Annotated in this window: 22 protein-coding genes; 16 read left to right on the forward strand and 6 right to left on the reverse strand. The window is 64.2% G+C overall.

Annotation, left to right across the window (positions count from 1 at the left end; all coding sequences use genetic code 11):
- Nucleotides 1–11 precede the first annotated feature (11 nt).
- The 3 genes from argJ to NJF35_RS12155 all read left to right on the forward strand — a co-directional run bounded on the left by argJ (nt 12) and on the right by NJF35_RS12155 (nt 2,953).
- Nucleotides 12–1,229 (forward strand): bifunctional glutamate N-acetyltransferase/amino-acid acetyltransferase ArgJ, encoded by a 1,218-nt coding sequence (argJ, locus tag NJF35_RS12145; RefSeq protein ID WP_253091116.1) that lies wholly within the window; start codon nt 12–14, stop codon nt 1,227–1,229.
- 147 nt (nt 1,230–1,376) lie between these two features.
- On the forward strand, nt 1,377–2,009 hold the full coding sequence (locus tag NJF35_RS12150; RefSeq protein WP_225789385.1) for a glutathione S-transferase family protein: 633 nt from the start codon (nt 1,377–1,379) through the stop codon (nt 2,007–2,009).
- Nucleotides 2,006–2,953, forward strand: a complete 948-nt coding sequence (locus tag NJF35_RS12155; protein WP_253091117.1) for a Nudix family hydrolase — start codon at nt 2,006–2,008, stop codon at nt 2,951–2,953. Before NJF35_RS12150 ends, NJF35_RS12155 begins: the two co-directional genes overlap by 4 nt.
- 65 nt (nt 2,954–3,018) lie before the next feature.
- On the opposite strand, the gene NJF35_RS12160 is transcribed toward NJF35_RS12155, so the two are convergent.
- The 4 genes from NJF35_RS12160 to NJF35_RS12175 all read right to left on the reverse strand — a co-directional run bounded on the left by NJF35_RS12160 (nt 3,019) and on the right by NJF35_RS12175 (nt 7,841).
- Entirely contained in the window at nt 3,019–3,864 is an 846-nt protein-coding gene (locus NJF35_RS12160) for a hypothetical protein (protein WP_225789383.1), read from the reverse strand.
- Between the two features lie 419 nt (nt 3,865–4,283).
- Nucleotides 4,284–4,853: a cob(I)yrinic acid a,c-diamide adenosyltransferase gene (locus NJF35_RS12165; protein WP_253081758.1), complete on the reverse strand. Its 570-nt coding sequence runs from the start codon at nt 4,851–4,853 to the stop codon at nt 4,284–4,286.
- A 1-nt stretch (nt 4,854) separates the two neighbouring features.
- Complete coding sequence (locus NJF35_RS12170; RefSeq protein ID WP_225789381.1) at nt 4,855–6,885, reverse strand: ATP-binding protein; 2,031 nt, start codon at nt 6,883–6,885, stop codon at nt 4,855–4,857.
- Nucleotides 6,886–6,920: 35 nt separating this feature from the next.
- Complete coding sequence (locus tag NJF35_RS12175) at nt 6,921–7,841, reverse strand: putative 2-dehydropantoate 2-reductase (RefSeq protein WP_253081759.1); 921 nt, start codon at nt 7,839–7,841, stop codon at nt 6,921–6,923.
- 95 nt (nt 7,842–7,936) lie between these two features.
- Here NJF35_RS12175 and NJF35_RS12180 point away from each other — a divergent pair, with 95 nt between their 5' ends.
- From NJF35_RS12180 to NJF35_RS12190, 3 genes are all read left to right on the forward strand, one after another.
- Complete coding sequence (locus tag NJF35_RS12180; protein WP_225789379.1) at nt 7,937–8,422, forward strand: YajQ family cyclic di-GMP-binding protein; 486 nt, start codon at nt 7,937–7,939, stop codon at nt 8,420–8,422.
- A 113-nt stretch (nt 8,423–8,535) separates the two neighbouring features.
- On the forward strand, nt 8,536–9,378 hold the full coding sequence (locus NJF35_RS12185; RefSeq protein WP_225789378.1) for a mechanosensitive ion channel family protein: 843 nt from the start codon (nt 8,536–8,538) through the stop codon (nt 9,376–9,378).
- A 238-nt stretch (nt 9,379–9,616) separates the two neighbouring features.
- Complete coding sequence (locus NJF35_RS12190) at nt 9,617–10,861, forward strand: MFS transporter (protein WP_253080344.1); 1,245 nt, start codon at nt 9,617–9,619, stop codon at nt 10,859–10,861.
- Between the two features lie 22 nt (nt 10,862–10,883).
- On the opposite strand, the gene NJF35_RS12195 is transcribed toward NJF35_RS12190, so the two are convergent.
- Both NJF35_RS12195 and NJF35_RS12200 read right to left on the reverse strand, forming a co-directional pair.
- Nucleotides 10,884–12,431 carry an AmpG family muropeptide MFS transporter gene (locus NJF35_RS12195; RefSeq protein ID WP_253091118.1) on the reverse strand — a complete coding sequence of 516 codons (1,548 nt, stop codon included), beginning with the start codon at nt 12,429–12,431 and terminating at the stop codon, nt 10,884–10,886.
- Nucleotides 12,432–12,474: 43 nt separating this feature from the next.
- Complete coding sequence (locus NJF35_RS12200) at nt 12,475–12,828, reverse strand: MGMT family protein (RefSeq protein ID WP_225787976.1); 354 nt, start codon at nt 12,826–12,828, stop codon at nt 12,475–12,477.
- Between the two features lie 153 nt (nt 12,829–12,981).
- On the opposite strand from NJF35_RS12200, the gene NJF35_RS12205 reads away from it, so the two are divergent.
- From NJF35_RS12205 to NJF35_RS12250, 10 genes are all read left to right on the forward strand, one after another.
- The gene (locus NJF35_RS12205; protein ID WP_225787977.1) at nt 12,982–13,989 is read left to right on the forward strand and encodes a DUF481 domain-containing protein; all 1,008 of its coding nucleotides are present in this window, start codon (nt 12,982–12,984) and stop codon (nt 13,987–13,989) included.
- A gap of 225 nt (nt 13,990–14,214) precedes the next feature.
- Entirely contained in the window at nt 14,215–14,946 is a 732-nt protein-coding gene (locus NJF35_RS12210) for a HugZ family protein (protein ID WP_253091119.1), read from the forward strand.
- 66 nt (nt 14,947–15,012) lie between these two features.
- Nucleotides 15,013–15,474: an FxsA family protein gene (locus NJF35_RS12215; protein WP_225787979.1), complete on the forward strand. Its 462-nt coding sequence runs from the start codon at nt 15,013–15,015 to the stop codon at nt 15,472–15,474.
- A 334-nt stretch (nt 15,475–15,808) separates the two neighbouring features.
- Nucleotides 15,809–16,102, forward strand: coding sequence for a co-chaperone GroES (locus tag NJF35_RS12220; RefSeq protein WP_225787980.1), 294 nt, complete (start codon nt 15,809–15,811; stop codon nt 16,100–16,102).
- A 48-nt stretch (nt 16,103–16,150) separates the two neighbouring features.
- A complete protein-coding gene (groL, locus tag NJF35_RS12225) occupies nt 16,151–17,791 on the forward strand; it encodes a chaperonin GroEL (RefSeq protein WP_225787981.1) in 1,641 nt (546 codons plus the stop codon).
- Nucleotides 17,792–18,178: 387 nt separating this feature from the next.
- Complete coding sequence (gene colR / locus NJF35_RS12230) at nt 18,179–18,862, forward strand: two-component system response regulator ColR (protein WP_186553893.1); 684 nt, start codon at nt 18,179–18,181, stop codon at nt 18,860–18,862.
- A complete protein-coding gene (locus NJF35_RS12235) occupies nt 18,852–20,180 on the forward strand; it encodes a sensor histidine kinase (RefSeq protein ID WP_225787982.1) in 1,329 nt (442 codons plus the stop codon). Before colR ends, NJF35_RS12235 begins: the two co-directional genes overlap by 11 nt.
- 107 nt (nt 20,181–20,287) lie before the next feature.
- Nucleotides 20,288–20,968, forward strand: a complete 681-nt coding sequence (locus NJF35_RS12240) for a class I SAM-dependent methyltransferase (protein WP_225787983.1) — start codon at nt 20,288–20,290, stop codon at nt 20,966–20,968.
- 6 nt (nt 20,969–20,974) lie between these two features.
- Entirely contained in the window at nt 20,975–21,676 is a 702-nt protein-coding gene (locus tag NJF35_RS12245) for a lipopolysaccharide kinase InaA family protein (protein ID WP_225787984.1), read from the forward strand.
- Complete coding sequence (locus NJF35_RS12250) at nt 21,673–21,903, forward strand: hypothetical protein (RefSeq protein WP_225787985.1); 231 nt, start codon at nt 21,673–21,675, stop codon at nt 21,901–21,903. The genes NJF35_RS12245 and NJF35_RS12250 overlap by 4 nt, the downstream gene beginning before the upstream one ends.
- Nucleotides 21,904–21,930 lie beyond the last annotated feature (27 nt).

Below are 21,930 nucleotides of genomic sequence, written 5' to 3' on the forward strand. Positions count from 1 at the left end.
GGAGCGCTTACATGGCTGTTGGTCTTGGTCCTTTGCCCACCCTGCACCCGGTTCCCGGTTTCGAACTCGGCATCGCTTCGGCGGGCATCAAGCGCCCAGGGCGCAAGGACGTGGTAGTGATGCGCTGTGCCGAAGGCTCCAGCGTCGCCGGGGTCTTCACCCTCAACGCCTTCTGCGCCGCACCGGTGATCCTGTCCAAGCAACGGGTCCAGGGCACCGTGCGCTACCTGCTGACCAACACCGGCAACGCCAACGCCGGCACTGGCGCCCCTGGTCTGGCCGCCGCCGAGCGTACCTGCGCCAAGCTGGCCGAACTGGCCGGTGTCGATGCCAGTTCGGTGCTGCCATTCTCCACCGGCGTGATCGGCGAGCCGCTGCCGGTCGAGAAGATCGAGGGCGCGCTGCAGGCCGCCCTGGACGACCTGTCGGAGAACAACTGGGCTGAAGCCGCCACCGGCATCATGACCACCGACACCCTGCCCAAGGGTGCCAGTCGTCAGTTCCAGCACGACGGCGTCACCGTCACCGTCACCGGCATCAGCAAGGGCGCCGGGATGATCCGCCCGAACATGGCCACCATGCTCGGCTACATCGCCACCGACGCCAAGGTCGCCCCGGCGGTGCTCAAGGACCTGCTGCTCGACGGCGCCAACAAGTCCTTCAACCGCATCACCATCGATGGCGACACCTCGACCAACGACTGCTGCATGCTGATCGCCACCGGCAAGGCCGACCTCCCAGAGGTCACCGAAGCCAGCGGTGCACTGTTCGAAGCCTTGAAAAAGGCGGTATTCGAAGTCTGCATGGAGGTGGCGCAGGCGATCGTCCGAGACGGCGAAGGCGCGACCAAGTTCGTCACCGTGCAGGTCAACGGCGGCGGTACCCACCAGGAGTGCCTGGATGTCGGCTATGCCGTGGCCCACTCGCCGCTGATCAAGACCGCGCTGTTCGCCTCCGATCCCAACTGGGGCCGTATCCTCGCGGCGGTCGGCCGAGCCGGCGTGCCGGCGCTGGACGTCAGCCTGATCGACGTGTACCTCGATGACGTGTGCATCGCCAGCAAGGGCGGCCGCAGCCCGGGCTATACCGAAGAGCAGGGCGCCAAGGTGATGGCCCAGGAAGAAATCACCATTCGTATCGAGCTGGGCCGTGGCCAATGCAGCGAAACCATCTGGACCACCGACCTGTCCCACGAGTACGTGAAGATCAACGCCGAATACCGGACCTGATCGACTGATACACAAAAGGGGGCCGCAGCGCGGCCCCTTCGCGACCGAGGCCACTCCCACAGGTGTGACCCAGTGCCTGGAGGAGTGGCCTTGTGCTGCGATGGGCTGCGACGCGGCCCGGACGTTCAAACCCAATGGAGCCGAACCATGAGCTATCACCTGATCATCGGCGACAAGCTGTATTCTTCCTGGTCGCTGCGCGGCGCCCTGGCCCTCGAGCTGGCTGGCGTGCCCTATGAAGAAACGCTGATCAAACTCAACCAGCCCGACACCCGCAAGCGCATCCTGGCCTTCTCGGCCACGGGCAAGGTGCCACTACTCAAGACCGAGCACGGCATCATCGCCGACTCCCTGGCCATCGCCGAGTACCTGGCCGAGCGCCATCCCGAGGCCCAGCTATGGCCGGCCGACATCGCCGCCCGGGCCCAAGCACGTTCGGCCTGTGCACAGATGCACAGCGGCTTCGTCGCCTTGCGTGGCGCCATGCCGTTCGACCTGTCCCGCGACCAGGCGCTGGAAAGCGTTCCGCTGGAGGTGCAGGTAGACATCGACCGCATCGTCGCGCTGTGGTCCGAATGCCGCCTGGCAGCCAAGGACAGCGGCCCGTTCCTGTTCGGCAGGCCGACCTTGGCCGATGCATTCTTCGCACCCGTGGCCGTGCGCTTGCGCACCTACCGTGTTGAAGTGCCGGCAGAAGCGGCTGCCTATATCGAGACCCTCTACCAGTGGCCGGCTTTCCAGGCCTGGCAGAAGGCTGGCCTGGCGGAGCGTGAAGGGTGAAGCGGATCCATGTCGTTGCAGCGGTGATTCGTGGCGCCGATGGGCGCATCCTCATTGCCCGCCGAGCCGATACCCAGCACCAGGGCGGCCTGTGGGAGTTCCCGGGTGGCAAGGTGGAGGAGGGCGAGGGCGTCGAAGCTGCGCTGGCCCGTGAGTTGCGCGAGGAATTGGGCATCGAGGTGAGCTGCTCGCGGCCGCTGATCAAGGTCAGCCATGACTATGCGGACAAGCAGGTCCTGCTGGATGTGCGTGAGGTCGACACCTTCGTCGGCGAGCCCCATGGCGTCGAGGGGCAGCCCCTGGCCTGGGTGGCGCCACGGGATCTTGGGCAGTATGACTTCCCCGAGGCCAACAGGCCAATCGTCGCTGCTGCACGCCTGCCCGACCAGTACCTGATCACCCCGGATGGCCTGGAGGTGCCGCAGCTGCTGCGCGGTATCCAGAAGGCCGTCGCCAGCGGTATCCGGCTGATACAGTTGCGGGCGCCGGACATGTACGACCCCAAGTACCGCGACGTGGCGGTGGATGCGGTCGGCTTGTGCGCAGGCAAGGCCCAACTGATGCTCAAGGGGCCGTTGGAGTGGCTGGGCGACTTTCCATCGGCCGGCTGGCACCTGACGTCTGCCCAGTTGCGCAAGTACGCGGCCAATGGCCGGCCCTTCCCCCAGGCGCGCTGGTTGGCGGCGTCCTGCCACAGTGCCGAGGAACTGGCTCTGGCCGAGCAGATGGGGGTGGACTTCGTCACCTTATCGCCCGTGCAAGCGACCCAGACCCACCCCGAGGCAACTCCCCTGGGCTGGGATGAGGCGCAGCGCTTGATCGCAGGCTTCAACCAGCCGGTATTTTTACTGGGTGGGGTTGGGCCGGATGAGCGGGCGCGGGCCAGGGAGGTTGGTGCGCAAGGTGTTGCTGGCATTCGCGCGTTCTGGCCTGAGCGCTCCTGAAGGTAATCAGCCTGACATCGTGCATGTGGGTGTCAGGCTGTTGCCGGTGTTGGGGGCGAGCCTTCCTATATTGGGGCGGCGGGGCTCTGGACCTTGAATAGCCGGCATACGACGTACCAGCACAGGGCGCTAAGCAGGTTGTACGGCCACAGCACCAGCCACAAGGGCAGTAGCCAGTTTTTCTTACCTTGCATTTCACCGGGCTCCCCTGTTCGCCAAGGAGCATAGTGGCGCCAGGCTTGTTTGGGCGTCAGGCAGATCGTATTCAGCGGTATGCGCCACCAGTCTGGCTCATTCGGTGGGGGGAGTTTGTCGGGGCCATGAGCCATGAACTGACAGATGTATGCCCAGACTTCGTGGGCATAGAGTGGGTTGCACTCACTGGGGTGATTGCTCGGGAACCACAATGCGTTATTGGGATTGATAGCGCCGTGCTCGGGGCGCTCCGCGATCGCTAAGGCATAATTGATACTGAATGAGCTACCTGCAAATTCTGTTTTCTGCAGGAATCCACCGACGCATTTGTTCCAGTCAAAGGTCAGCAACGTCTTGTTTCGTTTGTAAATGATGGTTTTTGTGTGGCGGTCGAAATAGAGGTGGGAAAGCCTATTTATCAAAAATATTCGGTACACCAAGAAAGGGGTTGCAAAAAGTGGGGTTATGATTATTAAGGCTGCGTCGAGTATGTTGAAGTGCGCTCGGGTCCAAATATGAGAGTCTGCCCACAGGAAGGCTTGTAATATAATCGTTAGCACCGTTGTCGAGGTGTACATTTTTCCCATGAACACGGAGTCAGGCGTCCATGGGTTTCTCAGGCAAAGAAACCGGCTGTCCATGCTCACTAATTGATCACTTATCGCAGGGTTGACAGGCGAGTTTTGTTGACGGGAGAACATCCATGTAATGTTCATTCATGCGGTCTCACAAATAACTGAGCTGTGGCTATGCTGCTCTCGCTAACGCCTTGGTTTGGGAAATAATTGACATCCAGAAAAATAGCCGATCCACGGGGGAGATCTGTTTTAAAGTGGAGAACCAATCCTCCTGAAGTAAGGTAGCAGGTAGGCTCGACAGATAGCGTCTCAATGGTGTCGGATAACCTGTTGCGATGGCTTAAACGCGCTGACCATCTACTTTGTCCAAGTATGAATCCACTAAGAAACGCAGTGACTTCTCCAACGATGCTGAAATGAGGCATGGAAGACTCCTTGTCCCGCTGTCTCCTTCATTCGAAGTTGAAGTCTTGTGCGCGGGACAAGAAGCTTAATGATGGGCTTATGGTGAATCTTCCCCTGAGCTTCCTAACGTTGCGTAGGAAGTTTCTCTAATTTCAACGAATCGCCGGTTTTTCACGTGCCTGCCACAACACCTCGGCCACCCCCTGCCGCCGCCCGATGATCCGTGCGGCCACGAAGAGCAAGTCCGACAACCGGTTGATGTAGGCCAGGCCAACCCCTTCCAGCGGCTCGATGGCATTGAGCTGCTGGCAGCGCCGCTCCGCGCTGCGTGCCTGGCTGCGGCAGACATGGGCCTGGGCCACCAGTGCCGAGCCGCTGGGCAGGATGAAGTTCTTCAACGGCCCCAGCTCCTCGTTCCAGCGGTCGATGGCCGCTTCCAGTCGTTCCACCTCGGCCTGGTCCAGGGCCTGGTAGCTCGGCATCGCCAGTTCTCCGCCGAGGTCGAACAGCCGGTGCTGGCAGGGCGCCAGGACCTCGGTCAGCTCCTCCAGCCCGTGTTCGGCCAGGCCTGCCAGCAGCAGGCCGAGCTGGCTGTTGAGGCTGTCGACCTCGCCGATCGCCTCGATCCGTGGATGGTCCTTGGGGACCCGGCGGCCGTCGCCCAGGCCGGTCTCGCCCTTGTCGCCGGTGCGTGTGTAGATTTTCGACAGGCGGTAGCCCATGTCATGCCTCCGTCTTGGCCGGCGCCGCCGGCGCGGGCTGGCTCAGGGGCAGGCGCAGAGTGAAACAGGTCCCCTGGCCAGGTGCGGAGTGCACCTCCATCTGCCCCTTGTGGTTGTTGGTGATGATGAAGTACGAGACCGACAGGCCAAGCCCGGTGCCCTGGCCGATCTCTTTGGTGGTGAAGAACGGCTCGAAGGTCCGCTTGCGCACGCCCTCGGGCATGCCGATGCCGTTGTCCTCGACCTGGATTTCCGCCCAGGGCGGGTTGAGCCGGGTGCGCAGGATGATCCGTCCCGGCTCGCAGGGCTGCGGGCGCAGGTGAATGGCCTGGGCGGCGTTCTTCAGCAGGTTCAGCAGCACCTGTTCCAGTTCGTTGGCCGTGCAGGGCACCGGCCCCAGGTTGGGGTCGAACTGGCGGACGATGTGCTGGCCCTTGAAGTCGAAGCCGATGGTCAGGTCGAAGTCGTTGCCGGCGATCTCCACCGCCTGGTCGATCAGCGCCGGCAGGTCGCAGGGCACCAACTGGCGGTTGCTGCGGCGGCTGAAGCTGAGCATGTGGGTGACGATCTTCGCCGCCCGTGCGCCGGCCTGCTGGATGCCGTCGAGCAGTTGCGGCACCTCGCGGCTTTCCAGGTAGCGGTTGACGCCGTCCAGGTCGACGCCGAGCTCCTCGGCCTGCGCTTGGTTGCGCGCCAGATCCGGTGACAGGCGCCGGCGGATGTTCTGCACATTGTGCAGGATGGCGCCCAGCGGGTTGTTGATCTCGTGAGCCATGCCGGCGGCCAGCCCGCCGACCGACAGCATCTTCTCCGACTGCACCATCATTTCTTCCAGCGACAGGCGCTGGGTGATGTCGTCGATGCGGATCACCACGCCGCGCCCGCCACCACCCATCAGGGGGTAGAAGGTCAGGGCATAGTGGCGTACATCGTCGCCCTTGGGCCAGGTGACCCGCTCGATCTTCGCCACCCGATGCTTCTCCACGCTTTCCTTGAGCTGTGGCAGGAACGGCTTGAGCGGCTCGAAGGCGATGAAGATTGGCTGGTTCAACGCTTCGTCCAGCGGAGTGCCGGAAAGCACCGTGGCCTCGTGGTTCCACTGGGTCACGTAGAGCTGTTCGTCCAGGGCGATCAAGGCCGAGGGCATCGAGTCGATGATGCTGTTGAGGTAGTTCTGGAAGCCTGTGAGTTTCTTCTCGATCTTGCTGCGCACCTGGACTTCCAGTTCCAGCTTGCGGTTGGTGTGGCGGGTTTCCTCGGCCAGGCCCTGGGCTTGGTCGTAGGCCATCTGGAACTCGTCACGGGCATTCTTGAGCTGTTGCTCGCGGGCCTCGATGCGCGAAAGCATGGTGTTGAAGGCCTCGGCCAGGCTACCGATCTCGTCGTCATTGCCACGCTGGGCGCGCAGGGCGTAGCTCTCTTCGCGGGTGACCTGGCGGCTCAGCTCCTCCAACTGATTGATCGGCTGGGTGATCAGGCGCTTGATCTGCCGGGCGATGAGCAGCCACAGCAGCACGCTGAACACCAGGATCGCCAGGCTGGCGGTCAGGGTGCCGGTGTAGAAGGCCGTCGGCAGTTCGCTGCTGGCCACCAGCAGCAGGTGCGCCGGTGGGCTGCCGGCACGGGGCAGGCGAATCAGTTGGGTATTGCGAAACTCCATCAGGCGCCAGCCGTCGATGTTGCGATAGCGCTTGGGCAGGGCCAGGGGCTCGCCGTGCTGCAACTGCGCGAGCATGCGCCCGTCGCTGGCATAGAGCGCGGCGGCGCGCAGGGGAGAGTAGCTGTCGAGCTCCTTGAGCAGCGCCGTGGCGGCCTCTGGCGAGTCGCCGGCGCGCGCCGAGAGCTGCGGGTTGGACACCAGGCGGCCGATGGTCTGCAGGGCCTGGGGCGCCATGCTTTCCTGGGTGATCCAGTAGGCGGCGCTGATGAACGCCAGGTTGGCCACCAGCAGGATAGTGACCAGCAGCACCAGTAGGGCTGCCAGCAGTTTCTGTCCGACTGGGAGGTTTTCCAGGCGTTGGCGCAGGGTCATGGGCGAGGCAATGTCCACTCGTTGAAGAGGCGGCGTCAGTCGCTGGGCAGGCCGCGGGCCTGCAGTCTATCGACCAGACTCCGGTGCAGGTGTTCCAGGTGCGGTACGGCCAGGCCGTGGCGGGTTGCCGCCCGGCAAGCGTGGCCGAGCAGGTAGTGCACCTCGGTGCGGCGGCCATGGCGCACGTCCTGGTACATGGAAGAGTAGTTGGCCGCGGTGGCCAGGATCACCCGCTGCACTTCCTCGTCCAGGTCTTCGGCGGCCTGGGGCTGGCCGCAGCGGCGCAGCAGTGCCTTCAGTTCCGTGCACAGTGTGTCGACCTCGCCGAGGTGTTCCAACAGGCCGCCATTGTGGCAGTCGTGGAGCACGGTGAGGGGATTGATCGCACAGTTGAGGGCCAGCTTGCGCCACAGGCGCGGGAGGATGTCGACCGTCCACTGGGCCGCAATGCCCGCATCCTGCAGGTCGTCGAACCACTCCGGTACGCCGGGGTTGAGCGGGTCGCCCAGCCAGTTGAAGCCGTGGCCGGCGAAGCGCACCCGCCAGTCCGCCTCGCGGAAGGCGCCCTCGGTGCTGGAGGCGAAGATGCAACGGGCGTGCGGCACCTGCTCGGCGACTTCGTCCTGGCTGCCCAGGCCGTTCTGTAGCAGCACCAGTTCGGCGCCCTCGGCCAGGCGCGGCGCCAGGCGCGCCACTGCCGGTGCGGCGTCGTAGGCCTTGCACGCCACCAGCAGGCGATGGATCGGCCCGCCGGTGGCCGCGTCGGTCTCGGCGGGGATCGCATAGTGACTGGCCTGGTCGTGCTCGACCAGGGTGAGGCCACCGGCCGCCTGGTACGCCGCCAGGCGACGCTCGTCGCGCAGGATCAGGCGGACCGCCTTGCCGGCGCGGGCCAGCCGGCAGGCCCAGAGGCTGCCGAGGCTACCGGCGCCGAGAATATGCCAGGTGCTGCTCATCTGTGTTTCGCAACCCGTTATAATGTGCCCGCATTTTAACCGTCTGACCCGGCGCGCGCCCCTACCGAGCGCGCTTTTATTTTTGGAGAACAACCATGCCTTCGTTCGACGTGGTATCGGAACTGGACAAGCACGAAGTCACCAACGCTGTGGAAAACGCGGTGAAGGAACTGGACCGTCGCTACGACCTCAAGGGCAAGGGCAGCTTCGAGTTCAAGGACAAGGAGCAGACCGTGCTGCTGACCGCCGAGGCGGACTTCCAGCTCGAGGCGATGATCGAGATCCTGCGCCTGGCCCTGGTCAAGCGCAAGATCGACGTCAAGTGCCTGGAGGTCAAGGACGCCTATGCCTCGGGCAAGGAAATGAAGCAAGAGGCCAAGTTCCGCGAAGGTATCGACAAGGACCTGGCCAAGAAGATCGTCGCCACCATCAAGGACGCCAAGCTCAAGGTCCAGGCGGCCATCCAGGGCGAGCAGGTGCGCGTCACCGGCAAGAAACGCGACGACCTGCAGGAAGCCATCGCGCTGCTGCGCACCAAGGAGTTCGACATGCCGCTGCAGTTCAACAACTTCCGCGACTGACCGGCAGGCGGCCAGGAACCCTGATGGCGCCGTGATGTCCATCGCTTCCATGGCCGCTGAAATCCTCGCGGCCTGCTTATCGTGTACTTGCCGTTCGGCATCAGGAGATGAATATGGATTTGAACGCTGAAGTCGATCAGCTGGTCCGTCAATCGCAGACCTGGGTTCCCTTGATCATGGAGTACGGCAGCCGCGTGCTGCTGGCGCTGCTGACGCTCGCCGTCGGCTGGTGGATCGTCAACAAGGTCAGTGCCCGCCTGGGCGCGCTGGTCGGCATGCGCCATGGCGATGCGGCCTTGCAGAGCTTCATCAGTTCCCTGGCCAACATCGTGCTCAAGGTGCTGCTGTTCGTCAGCGTGGCCTCGATGATCGGCATCGAGACCACCTCGTTCGTCGCCGCCATCGGTGCGGCGGGCCTGGCCATCGGCCTGGCCTTGCAGGGCAGCCTGGCGAACTTCGCCGGCGGCGTGCTGATCCTGCTGTTCCGTCCGTTCCGCCTGGGCGACTGGATCGAGGCCCAGGGCGTCAGCGGTACCGTCGACAGCATCCAGATCTTCCACACCGTGCTGCGCACCGGTGACAACAAGACGGTCATCGTGCCCAACGGCAGCTTGTCCAACGGCATCATCACCAACTACAACCGCCAGCCCACCCGCCAGGTGATATTCAATGTCGGCGTCGATTACGATGCCGACCTGCAGAAGGCCCGCGAGGTGTTGCTGGAGCTGGCCAAGGACCCGCGGGTGCTGCCTGATCCGGCGCCGGCGGCGGTGGTGTCCGAGCTGGGCGACAGCTCGATCACCGTTTCGCTGCGTATCTGGGTCAAGACCCCGGACTACTGGAGCGTGATGTTCATGCTCAACGAGCAGGCCCGCGACCGGCTCAAGACTGTGGGAATCGACATCCCGTTCCCGCAGCGGGTGATCCGCGTGGTGCAGGAGGCTGCCGTGTCGTAAGGGCCTTCGAAGGTCCGCTGAACAGCCGGGGCCGCTACGCGCCCCTTGGCAGGCAAGCCCGCTTCAGAGGCCGAGTCGATCACACGATGTGATGTGCACGGCCATGTAGGAGCGGGCTTGCCTGCCAAGGGCGCGCGAGCGGCCCCGATCCCATTCACCTCATTACACTTGTTCACAGCCCCGCACGGCCATTTCTGGCATACAGGCTGTTCCCCGCCGTTCCAACCTGACGTCCATCATGAAACCACTGCTGTATATCTCGCCCCTGCGGGCCCTGCTGTTCGGCCTCACCCTGGCCCTGTTCGAATTGCTGACCTACCTTGCCAGCGACGCGGTCATGCCTGCCATGCCGGTGGTGGTCGACGATCTGGCCGCCAGCCCCGAATTCATTCCCCACGCCCTGAACCTGTACCTGCTCGGTGGCGTGCTCCTGCAATGGCTGATCGGCCCACTGGCCGACCGCTATGGGCGACGTCCGCTGTTGCTGGCCGGCTGCGCCTTCTTCGGCCTGGCGTGCCTGGCCACCTACTGGGTCCATGACATCAGCTTGTTCAACCTGCTGCGCCTGCTGCAGGGCGTTGGCCTGGGCTTCGTGGTCACTGTCAGCTACCCGGCGCTGAACGAGGCGTTCAGCGAGGCCGATGCGGTCCGCATGATGGCATTGCTGGCCAATATCGCCCTGCTGTCACCGCTGCTCGGCCCACTGGTCGGCACCTTGCTGCTGCAGTGGCTCGACTGGCGCTGGCTGTTCCTGGCTTTTGCCGCCGGCGCGGTGCTGACCTGGCTGCTGCTGTACCGGCTGATGCCGGAAACCCTGGGCGTGGAGCGCCGCGACGGCTCGCGCCTGGCGTTCACGCCGATCCAGCTGCTGCCCTTGCTGTTCGGTTATGGCCAATTGCTGGCCAACCGCCGCTTCGTTGCCGGCAGCGCGGCCCTGGGCCTGGTGGGCCTGCCGCTGATCGGCTGGATCGGCCTGTCGCCGGTGCTGCTGATCCACGACGAGGGGCTGAGCACGATGGAATACGCGCTGTGGCAGTTGCCGGTATTCGCCGGGCTGATCCTTGGCAACCTGATCATCAACCGCATCGCCGACCGCTACCCGCTGCCCAGCCTGGTGCGTGGGGCCCTGTGGCCCTACCTGGCGGGCTTGTGCCTGATGGTGCTGGCGACCTGGTACTGGCCGACGGTGACCAGCGTGGTGGCGGGGATGTCGCTGTACGCCCTGGGCCTGGGCGTGGCCAATGCGGTGCTGTACCGCATGACCCTGTTCGCCAGTGAGCAGAGCAAGGGGCTGGTGTCGGCCATGCTGGGGATGATCACCATTGCCCTGCTGGGGCTGGGCGGTGCGGTGCTGGCGATGCTGGGGGCGGGGGCGAGCCTGCTGCACTTCGCGCTGGGGGCGGGCGTTGCCGGTGCGCTGGCCCTCTGGCCGCTGTGGTTCGTGGTGGGTGGGCGCCAGGACGAAGGTGCCGTGGCGCAGTGACCTAGGGAAAAGCGGCCCTGCGTCAGGGCCGCTCGGCTGCGGAACTCTCCATCGGCTCCTGCTTGCCGGGCCCCACTTCCTGCCGCCACTGCAGGGCGATCAGGATCAACGTCGGCACGCCCAGCAGGGCCGTGATCAGGAAGAAGTCGTGGTAGCCGAACTTCTCCACCAGCACGCCGGAGTAACCACCGATCAAACGTGGCAGCAGCAGCATGATCGAGCTGAGCAGGGCGTACTGGGTGGCGGAGAACTTCAGGTTGGTCAGGCTCGACAGGTAGGCGACGAACGCCGAGGTGGCCAGGCCGGAACTGAAGTTGTCCAGGGAGATGGTCACCACTAGCATCTTCAGGTTCGGCCCCATGTCGGCCAGCATCAGGAACAGGATGTTGGTCGCCGCCGAGGCGGCGCCACCGATGAACAGGATCGGCAGGATACCGAAGCGCACGATCAGCAGGCCGCCGGCCCCGGCGCCGACCAGGGTCATGATGAGGCCGAAGATCTTGCTGACGCTGGCGATCTCGTCCTTGGTGAAGCCCATGTCGATGTAGAAGACATTGGCCATCACCCCCATCACGGTGTCCGACATGCGGTAGGTGGCGATCAGGCCGAGCAGCAACAGGGCTTGCCAGCGGTAGCGCAGGATGAAGTCGTTCACCGGTGTCAGCACCGGCGCCAGGCCACGCCGGCCCAGGGACGACAGGCACGCCCAGGTCAGCAGGACATAGAGCAGCAGGCGCAGGAAGGCGCGGTCTTCGAGCAGCAGGTCGAGCGGGGTCGCGTCGCCGGACACCACGCTGCCCCAACCGGTGTTGAACAGTTGGGTGAAGCTGGCCGGCACCGACACCAGCAGGATGATCAGCACGAACACCGACGCCAGTTGGTGAACCAGCCCGTAGCGCGCTGCCGACAGCTGGGTGCGCAGGGGCACGGGGGGCTCGCGCATCACCAGGGTGGTGAACACCGCCGGCAGCATCAGCACGCCGAACAGCACATAGGTACCAGTCCAGGCCTTGTGCAGGTAGCTGAAGCCGGTGGAGCCGAACCATTCGGCGAAGAACAGCGCGCCGGCGGTGGCGAGCAGGGCGGCGACCCGGTAGCCGGCCATGTAGCTGGCGGCCAGGGCCGCCTGGCGCTGGTCGTCGGCGATCTCCAGGCGGTAGGCGTCGACGGCGATGTCCTGGGTGGCCGAGGCGAAGGCCACCAACACCGCCAGGGCGATCAGCCACGACAGGTGCTTCTGCGGGTCGCACAGGCCCATGCCGACCAGCCCCACCACCACCAACACCTGCGACAGCAGCAGCCACGAGCGGCGTCGGCCGAGGCTGCCCAGTACCGGCAGGCGCCATTGGTCGAGCAGTGGTGACCAGACCCATTTGAAGGCATAGGCCAGGCCGATCAGGCTGGCGTAGCCGATGGTCTCGCGGGCCACGCCGGCCTCTCGTAGCCAGACGGAGAGTGTGGAGAACACCAGCATGTAGGGCAAACCGGCGGCAAAGCCAAGCAGCAGGAGCACCAGGGTCGATGGGCTGGCATAGGCAGCGAGCGCAGCGCGCCAGGTTTTACGGGGCATGGGCCAACATCTGCCTCAAGTTTGCGAAAACAAAACGCGCACTCTAACCGCTGTGCTCCATTGGACGCCAGCCATGACGCGACATATCCACACGATTATTGGCCACATTGACGCCTTCTGCGCGCAGCCTGGCCCGCTGTTCGTCGCCCGATGGCGTGCCCAGCGCCAGGCTCAGTCGACCGCCGGCACCCAGCACCCGGTGCCAGGGCAGGCGGGTATCCGGCGGCAGTTGCCCAAGGGTACGCCCGACCCAGCGCGCCGCCCGCCCCAGGCCCGCCAGTTCGGCCAATTGGCCGTAGCTGACCACCTTGCCGGCAGGGATCTGGCCCAGCACGGAATACAGCGCCATTCGTCGGGCCTCGGCATCTTCCGGGGGGACGCGAGAGTTGCCGGACATCAGGGCTGCCCTGGCCTGTAGATGAAAACGGACAGGCGGTCGTGGCAAATGAGAGTGGAACTCAACGGCATGGTCTGGGTCTGTCCTTGCTCTGGTCGTGGGTATCTGGATAATGCCCGGCTTTTTTCGTCAAATCGAACCCGTAGTCCGCTTATGTATTCTAGAACCTTGCTTTGCCTGATCGTCGCCTCCCTCTGTGCCCCTGCGTTCGCCGATACCGTGTGGATGAAGAACGGCGACAGGCTCAGCGGCACCATCAAGGTGTTCGATGGCGGCAAGCTGCTGCTGGAAACACCCTACGGCGGCGCCATCGCCCTGGACTGGAAGCAGGTGCAGACCCTGGAGAGCGACCAGGAGTTGCTGGTCAAGCAGGACGCCTACAACGGCGAGAAGACCAAGTCGCTCAAGGCCGCCGAGCCGGGCAAGGTCACCCTGGCCAATGGCGATGTGCCCAAGACGGTGGAGCTGACGAGCATCGAGCAGATCATGAAGCCCCGGCCGCTGGTCGAGGATTTCCTGTGGAAGGGCAACGTCGACCTGGCCATGGACTATAAGCGCGCCGAGAACGACACCGACGACTACGACGTGAGTTTCAAGACCACCGCCCGCCATGGTCGCTGGCGGCACAACGCCGAAGGCGAGTACAACCGCGAGACCAAGGACGACATCACCACCACCAACAACTGGAGTGCCGAATACGCCCTGGACCGTTTCATCACCGACAAGTGGTTCTGGCAGGGCCGGCTGGAGTACAAGCGTGACCACATCGAGGACCTGGCTCGCCAGCGCACCGTGGGTACCGGCCCTGGCTACCAGTTCTGGGACGACGAGTTGGGTGCCTTCTCCCTCGGTTCGCTGATCAACCGTACCGACTTCGAGTACCGGGACGGCGGCAAGGACAACTTCTATGCCGCCGCGGTGAAGTGGGACTACAACCGCTACCTGATCGGCAAGAGCGTCCAGCTGTTCACCAACGGCGAGTTCGGCAAGCCCCTGGGCGGCGTGGCCGACTACTCGCTGGATGCGGAGGTGGGCCTGCGCTACAAGGTCACCGAGTGGGCCTCGCTCAACCTCAAGGCGGAGAAGGACGTCATCAGCGGCACCCGCGACAGCGATCTGGACAAGACCCGCTATACCGCCGGCTTCGGGGTCACCTGGTAGCGGGCAGCCGCAAGCTCCGAGCCGCAAGCTGCAAGAAACAGCGGGTGTAGCGCCCAATACCGGTCAGTCAAGACTTTCCATGTGGGGCTGCAACGCAGCCCCGATGTCGCTCAATCGGCTGGCATCGGGTGAAGCCCCCACCGTTTGCAACACACCGCCTTGCTTTTTCTTGCAGCTTTGTAGCTTATAGCGGGTAGCTGATTTCCATTCGCCAGGAGCCCTGTAGTGAGTACCAACGCCAACCGTCCCGCCCGGGAACTGCTGCTCAAGGAATACCGCGGTGTCCTCTCGACCCACTCCAAGTCCATGCCGGGTTACCCCTTCGGTTCGGTGGTGCCGTACTGCCTGGATGCCCAGGGCCAGCCGCTGATCCTCATCAGCCGTATCGCCCAGCACACCCACAACCTGCAGAAGGATGCCAAGTGCTCGCTGCTGGTGGGCGAGCGCGACGCCGAGGACGTCCAGGCCGTGGGCCGCCTGACGGTGATGGCCGAGGCGCGCAAGCTCACCGACGAAGCTGCCATCGAGGCGGCGGCCGAGCGCTACTACCGCTATTTCCCCGAGGCCAGCAACTACCACAAGGCCCACGATTTCGACTTCTGGGTGCTGGAGCCGGTGCGCCATCGCTACATCGGTGGCTTCGGCGCGATCCACTGGCTCGACCAGGTGACCCTGGCCAACCCGTTCGCCGGCAAGGCCGAGGCGAGCATGATCGAACACATGAACAGCGACCATGCCAATGCCATCGCCCACTATGTCGAGCTGACCGACTTGCCGCGCACCGCAGCGGCCGAGATGGTCGGCATCGACAGCGAGGGCATGCACCTGCGTATTGGCCAGGGGATCTACTGGCTGGCTTTCCCGACGACCTGCAATACGCCGACACAAGTTCGCGAAGCCTTGGTTTTGCTGGCTCGCGCCGAGCAATGGCCGGCTTCGACTGAAGTCGAGGGTTGAAATAGCGAGCGCACGCATCCATTTGATGGTCTTACTGGAAGGTTGTCTTCCGCCGAGGATCCCTTGATGCGTGCTTTTTTATTGCTGTTCCTGATTTTCCCGGTGCTGGAGCTGTTCGTCTTCGTCAAGGTCAGCGCCGCCATCGGTTTCTTCCCGGCGTTGCTGCTGATCATCGCCGGTTCTGCCCTGGGTGTGCTGGTGATGCGTCTGGCCGGGTTGGCCACCGCCCTGCGCGCCCGTGAGAGCTTGCAGCGTGGCGAGCTGCCCGCCGAGGACATGTTCCAGGGCCTGATGCTCGCCGTCGGCGGTGGCCTGCTGTTGCTGCCAGGCTTCATCAGCGACGTGCTGGGCCTGCTCTGCCTGCTGCCGTTCACCCGCCACCTGGCTGCGCGCAAGCTGCGCCAGCGCGCCGAAGCCCAGGCCATGCGCCAGCGGGCGTTCCAGGACGATCCGTTCCAGGCCCGGCCGGATGCCGGTCATCGTCCCAACGTGATCGAGGGCGAGTACGAGCGTCGCGACAACAAGTAGATACCCACTCGCGGCGCTCCGGTATCCCGGCAAACCCGCTCCCCCAGGTTCGGCGCTGACCTCGAGCAAGCGCTGGCCCGGGGGAGCGGGTTTGCCACGAATGGGCCAGTGAAAAATCCGTTGCCGGGCGATTCGGTGAAAAATTTTCTCGGGCAAGCCTTGTAATTGATTTTGCCGACCACATGTATGGGTCACCGCAAGGTTTCTGGTGGGTTTCCACCAGACATGACACAGAGGGTTCGCCTGGTGCGGGCCCTCACCGGCTACGCCGGAAGCCTCAACCCGCCGGTGTCGACACCGGCCGATGAAAACCACACTTTGGGAGAGATCGACAATGAAGCTTCGTCCTCTGCATGACCGCGTCGTCATCCGTCGCAGCGAAGAAGAATCGAAAACCGCTGGCGGTATCGTCCTGCCGGGTTCGGCCGCTGAAAAACCGAACCGCGGCGAAATCGTCGCCGTCGGCACCGGTCGCATCCTGGACAATGGCGAAGTGCGCGCACTGGCCGTGAAAGTGGGCGACCAGGTGGTTTTCGGCCCTTACTCGGGCAGCAACACCGTGAAGGTCGATGGCGAAGACCTGCTGGTGATGAGCGAGAACGAAATCCTCGCCGTCATCGAAGGCTGATCAACCCCGGTTTCCGTTATTCCAGAAGAATTCAAGGATTAAACGATCATGGCTGCTAAAGACGTAAAATTCGGCGATTCCGCCCGCAAGAAAATGCTCGTTGGTGTCAACGTCCTGGCTGACGCGGTAAAAGCGACCCTGGGCCCGAAAGGCCGCAACGTGGTCCTGGCCAAGAGCTTCGGCGCGCCGACCATCACCAAGGACGGCGTTTCCGTCGCCAAGGAAATCGAGCTGAAGGACGCCTTCGAGAACATGGGCGCCCAACTGGTCAAGGAAGTCGCTTCCAAGGCCAACGATGCTGCCGGTGACGGCACCACCACCGCTACCGTCCTGGCCCAGGCCATCGTCAACGAAGGCCTGAAGGCCGTTGCCGCCGGCATGAACCCGATGGACCTCAAGCGCGGTATCGACAAGGCCACCGCCGCCATCGTCGCCGAGCTGAAGAACCTGTCCAAGCCGTGCGCCGACTCCAAGGCCATCGCCCAGGTAGGCACCATCTCCGCCAACTCCGACACCTCCATCGGTGAAATCATCGCCGAAGCCATGGAAAAAGTCGGCAAGGAAGGCGTCATCACCGTCGAGGAAGGTTCGGGCCTGGAGAACGAACTGTCCGTTGTCGAAGGCATGCAGTTCGACCGTGGCTACCTGTCGCCATACTTCGTCAACAAGCCGGACACCATGGTTGCCGAGCTCGAAAGCCCGCTGCTGCTGCTGGTCGACAAGAAGATCTCCAACATCCGCGAACTGCTGCCGGTGCTGGAAGCTGTCGCCAAGGCCGGCCGTCCGCTGCTGATCGTCGCCGAGGACGTCGAGGGCGAAGCCCTGGCCACCCTGGTGGTCAACAACATGCGCGGCATCGTCAAGGTCGCGGCCGTCAAGGCACCTGGCTTCGGCGACCGCCGCAAGGCCATGCTGCAGGACATCGCCACCCTGACCGGCGGCCAGGTCATCTCCGAGGAAATCGGCCTGACCCTGGAGTCCACCACCCTGGAGCACCTGGGTAACGCCAAGCGCGTCATCCTGTCCAAGGAAAACACCACCATCATCGACGGCGCTGGCGCCGACGCCGACATCGAGGCTCGCGTCAAGCAGATCCGTGCCCAGATCGAGGAAACCACCTCCGACTACGACCGTGAGAAGCTGCAAGAGCGCCTGGCCAAGCTGGCTGGCGGTGTTGCCGTGATCAAGGTCGGTGCCGGCACCGAAGTCGAGATGAAAGAGAAGAAGGCTCGCGTCGAAGACGCCCTGCACGCCACCCGTGCAGCCGTCGAAGAAGGCGTCGTGCCTGGCGGCGGTGTCGCCCTGGTGCGTGCCCTGCAAGCTGTCGCTGACCTCAAGGGTGACAACGAAGACCAGAACGTCGGTATCGCCCTGCTGCGTCGCTCGGTCGAAGCCCCGCTGCGCCAGATCACTGCCAACGCTGGCGACGAGCCGAGCGTGGTGGCCGACAAGGTCAAGCAGGGTTCGGGCAACTACGGCTACAACGCTGCTACCGGCGAGTACGGCGACATGATCGAGATGGGTATCCTGGACCCAGCCAAGGTCACCCGTTCGGCGCTGCAGGCCGCAGCTTCGATCGGTGGTCTGATGATCACCACCGAAGCCATGGTCGCCGACCTGCCGGAAGACAAGCCGGCTGCAGGCATGCCTGACATGGGCGGCATGGGTGGCATGGGCGGCATGATGTAAGCCAGCCTCACCCGCTGCACATGAAGAAGCCCCGCCTCGTGCGGGGCTTTTTCATTGTGGCTGCCTGGGGATATTCCGCTGTTCGGCCTTGGGGCTGCTGTGCAGCCCATCGCCGGCAAGCCGGCTCCCACATTAGGGTGGCGCCAGGCCCGAGGACAGTGGTGAAGCCTGGGAGCCGGCTTGACGGCGATAGGGCCGGTACAGACACCACAAGACCGTTGCTCCCACATGCCCCTGCGAACCCCATCATAGTGATCGACTCGAACCCTGTGGGAGCGGGCTTGCCCGCGAATGGGCCGCGCAGCGGCCCCAAGGCTGGCGCCTCGGCCACGATGGCCGTAAGCTGCGCCTGCCGCGCCCCGCGAAAGCGCCGCACAGGAGACCCCGATGCGCATTCTACTGGTTGAAGACAACCGCGATATCCTCGCCAACCTGGCCGACTACCTGGGCATGAAGGGTTATACCGTCGACTGTGCCCAGGACGGTCTGTCCGGGCTGCACCTGGCCGCCACCGAACACTACGACCTGATCGTCCTCGACATCATGCTGCCCGGCATCGATGGCTACACCCTGTGCAAGCGCCTGCGCGAGGACGCCCGCCGCGACACCCCGGTGATCATGCTCACCGCCCGCGACCAACTGGACGACCGCCTGCAAGGCTTTCGCTCCGGCGCCGACGACTACCTGCTCAAACCCTTCGCCCTGTCGGAGCTGGCGGCGCGCATCGAGGCGGTGCTGCGCCGTTCCCAAGGGGGCGGCCGGCGGACCCTGCAGGTCGCCGACCTCAGCTACGACCTCGACACCCTGGAGGTCACCCGCCAGGGGCGCCTGCTCAAGCTCAACCCGGTCGGCCTCAAGCTGCTCGCCGTCCTGATGCAGAAGAGCCCGCACGTGCTGCGCCGCGAAGTGCTGGAAGAGGCCCTGTGGGGCGATGACTGCCCCGACAGCGACAGCCTGCGCAGCCATGTGCACCAGTTGCGCCAGGTGATCGACAAGCCGTTCGACAAGCCCCTGCTACACACCGTACATGGCGTCGGCTACCGCCTCGCCGAGGGTCGCGATGGAGTTTAAGCAGAGCCTCGCCCAGCGCATCATCATCGCCTTCGCGCTGATGAGCGCCCTGGTCGCCGGGGCCTTCGCCTTCGGTATCGTCGCCACTGTCCACCTGGTCGAGGAGCGGCTGATCTCCGCGGTGCTCGGCGGGGACCTGCAGCGCCTGCTGCGCATGGACAGCATCAGCGACTGGAGTCACCGGCCGCGCCCCGACCAGTTGTTCTACTTCAGCGGCGGTCGCGACGACTTCGAACTGCCCAAGGACCTGCGCCACCTGGAACCAGGCTTTCACGAAGTGTTTCGCGACCAGCTGTCGTACCACGCCATGGTCGAGGTGGTCGATGGCCGCCACTACGTGCTGCTGCAGGACCAGAGCGATTTCGAGGAGCGCGAGCGGGTGTTGTTCGCGGTCGTGGTGGTGGGCTTCGTGCTCAGCCTGGCGCTGGCGGTGATCCTCGGCTGGCTGCTGGCCCGGCGGGTGATGGCGCCGGTGATCCGCCTGGCTCGCCAGGTCCGTCACCGTGACCAGTTGCTCGGCCTGGCGCCACCCTTGGCGCCGGACTACGCGGCGGACGAGGTCGGCCAGTTGGCGGCGGCCTTCGACGATACCCTGGGCCGGCTGCGCGACGCCTTGACCCGTGAGCGGTTGTTCACCAGCGATGTCAGCCATGAGCTGCGCACCCCGCTGATGGTGCTGGCCACCTCCTGCGAGCTGTTGATGGAGAACCCGGCCCTGGACAGCCGTTCCCGCAACCAGGTAGAGCGCATCGCGCGGGCGACCGAAGAAATGCGCGAGCTGGTCAAGACCTTCCTGATGCTGGCCCGGGCCCAGCGTGACGAGGGGGCCATCGCCTCGCGGGCGACCTTGTGCGAGGTCGCCGACGACCTGATCGGGGTCTGGCGCGACACCATCGAGCAGAAGGGCCTGACCCTCTACTACGATGGCCGCGTCAGTGCCAGCCCGGTGCTGTACAACGCCACGTTCCTGCAGTCGGTGATGGGCAACCTGTTGCGCAATGCCGCCCACTACACCGACAGCGGCTACATCCGCCTGAGCCTGGAGCCCAACGGTTTCAGTGTCGAGGACAGCGGTGTGGGGATCCCCGAGGAGCAGCGCGAGGCAATGTTCCGCCCCTTCGTGCGCGGCGACGAGCGCCGGGGCGAGGGGCTGGGGCTGGGGCTTTCGCTGGTGCAGCGGATCTGCGACGACCAGGGCTGGCGGGTCACCCTGACGGCCACATTGCCCCATGGTTGTCGCTTCCAGGTGGACCTGAGCCAGGGCAGCGCACCGGCCCCAGACACCGAGACGCGCGACCAGTCACCTGCTTCCCGGTAACTTTCTGAAAAATCCTACGGTGCATCTGACAGATTTTTCACACTTGCATGACCTGATTCCAACGTGCAGCTGCCTAAAGTCGGCGCACTGGAATCAGGAGATGTTCAATGCGAGGCCCCATCAAACTTGAATTTTCCGAGAAGTACGACGAGCAGCATGCCCGCGAATACTTTCTCAAGCACCAGGATGGCTTGGCGCGTCGCCTCTCTCACCACCGTGACGAACAGCTGGCCAGGCGTGCCCTGGCGCTGGCCGGCGAACCGGGCCTGGTCCTGGACCTGCCGTGCGGTGCCGGCCGTTTCTGGCCATTGCTGGCAGAAAAGCCCAACCGAGTGATCATCGGTGCCGACAATTCCGAGGCGATGATCGAGACAGCCTGTGCCTCGCAACCGCCAGAGGTGGTGGCACGGGTACGGCCTTTGCAAACGTCTGCCTTTGCCATCGACCTGCCCGACAACGCGGTAGACAGCATTTTCTGCATGCGGCTGTTCCACCACATTGGCGAGGCGGCCCATCGCAAGACGATTCTTTCGGAGTTTCAGAGGGTTAGCCGCGACAGCGTGATCCTGTCGCTGTGGGTGGATGGCAATTTCAAGGCATGGCGGCGCAGGAAACTCGAGCAGCGACGCAAGAGCAGGGCAGAGCAGGGCAGCTACCAGAACCGTTTCGTGTTACCGGTGGACACGGTCGAAGAAGAATTCGTGACAGCCGGGTTCAGAATTCAGGAACGTCTGGACTTCTTGCCGTTCTATGCCATGTGGCGAGTGTATGTGTTGCGCAAAGGGTAGGTTTGCATGGCTGTAGCCGAAAATAGAATGTCGCGGTTCGAGTATTACTGGCAGCAGCAGGGCGAGTGGGTCGAGGAGCCCAACCAGCGCCGCGGCGGCGAGAGTGGCGTGCAGCGCCTGAACGACGAACGCGGGCAAGTGCTGTATGCCAAGCGCCAGGTCGGGCATATCTACCGGAGCCTGCTGCATCCGTTCGGCCGGCCGACGGTGCTGCGCGAGCTGGATGCCCTGCACAGTTTCGAGCGGCTCGGTGTGCGTGTGCCGCGCATCGTCTTCGCCGGTGCCAGGCGGGATGACGATCGCCAATGGCGTGCCCTGCTGGTGAGCGAGGCCCTCGATGGCTTCGTCGAACTGGATACCTGGCATGCCGAAGGGGCCCGGGAGCGTTATCCCCAGGCCGTGCATGAACGCATGCTCAAGGACCTGGCCGACAACCTGGCGCGCATGCACCTGGGGCATTGGCAGCATGGTTGCCTGTATGGCAAGCATGTCTTCGTCAAGGTCAGCGGCGAAGGCGAGCGCGCCCGAGCCGAAGTGGCCCTGCTGGACCTGGAGAAGTGCCGGCGGCGTATCCGCTGCCAGCGCGCGGCCTACAACGACCTGCGTCAGTTGCGGCGCCATTCGTCACTCAATGAGGCGGAATGGCAGACACTGCTCTACTTTTACCAGATGGCGTTTGGCAGCGCTGTCAAAGGGTTAGAGCAATGAAACTAGAAATCGCTCGAGCTTTGTTCCTGTTGGCTGCCCTGGCGGTGACCACGGCGGCGGTGGCGGCCTGGGAAGAACCGCGGCCGGCAGTGTTCAGCAAGGCAGAGATGGGCGGGCAGTGTCCCTTGCCTCGGGTAGTGGTCAAGCAGCAGGTCCAGGCCCAGCCGGACCACGACCTGTTGTTGTTCCTGTTCGGCCTGCGCCAGGGCCTGCGGCCGCTTGGTTGAGCGAGCGCTCATCTACCTCAGCGGGTA

This window comes from Pseudomonas guariconensis (genome assembly GCF_024127895.1).
Taxonomy (GTDB): domain Bacteria; phylum Pseudomonadota; class Gammaproteobacteria; order Pseudomonadales; family Pseudomonadaceae; genus Aquipseudomonas; species Aquipseudomonas guariconensis_B.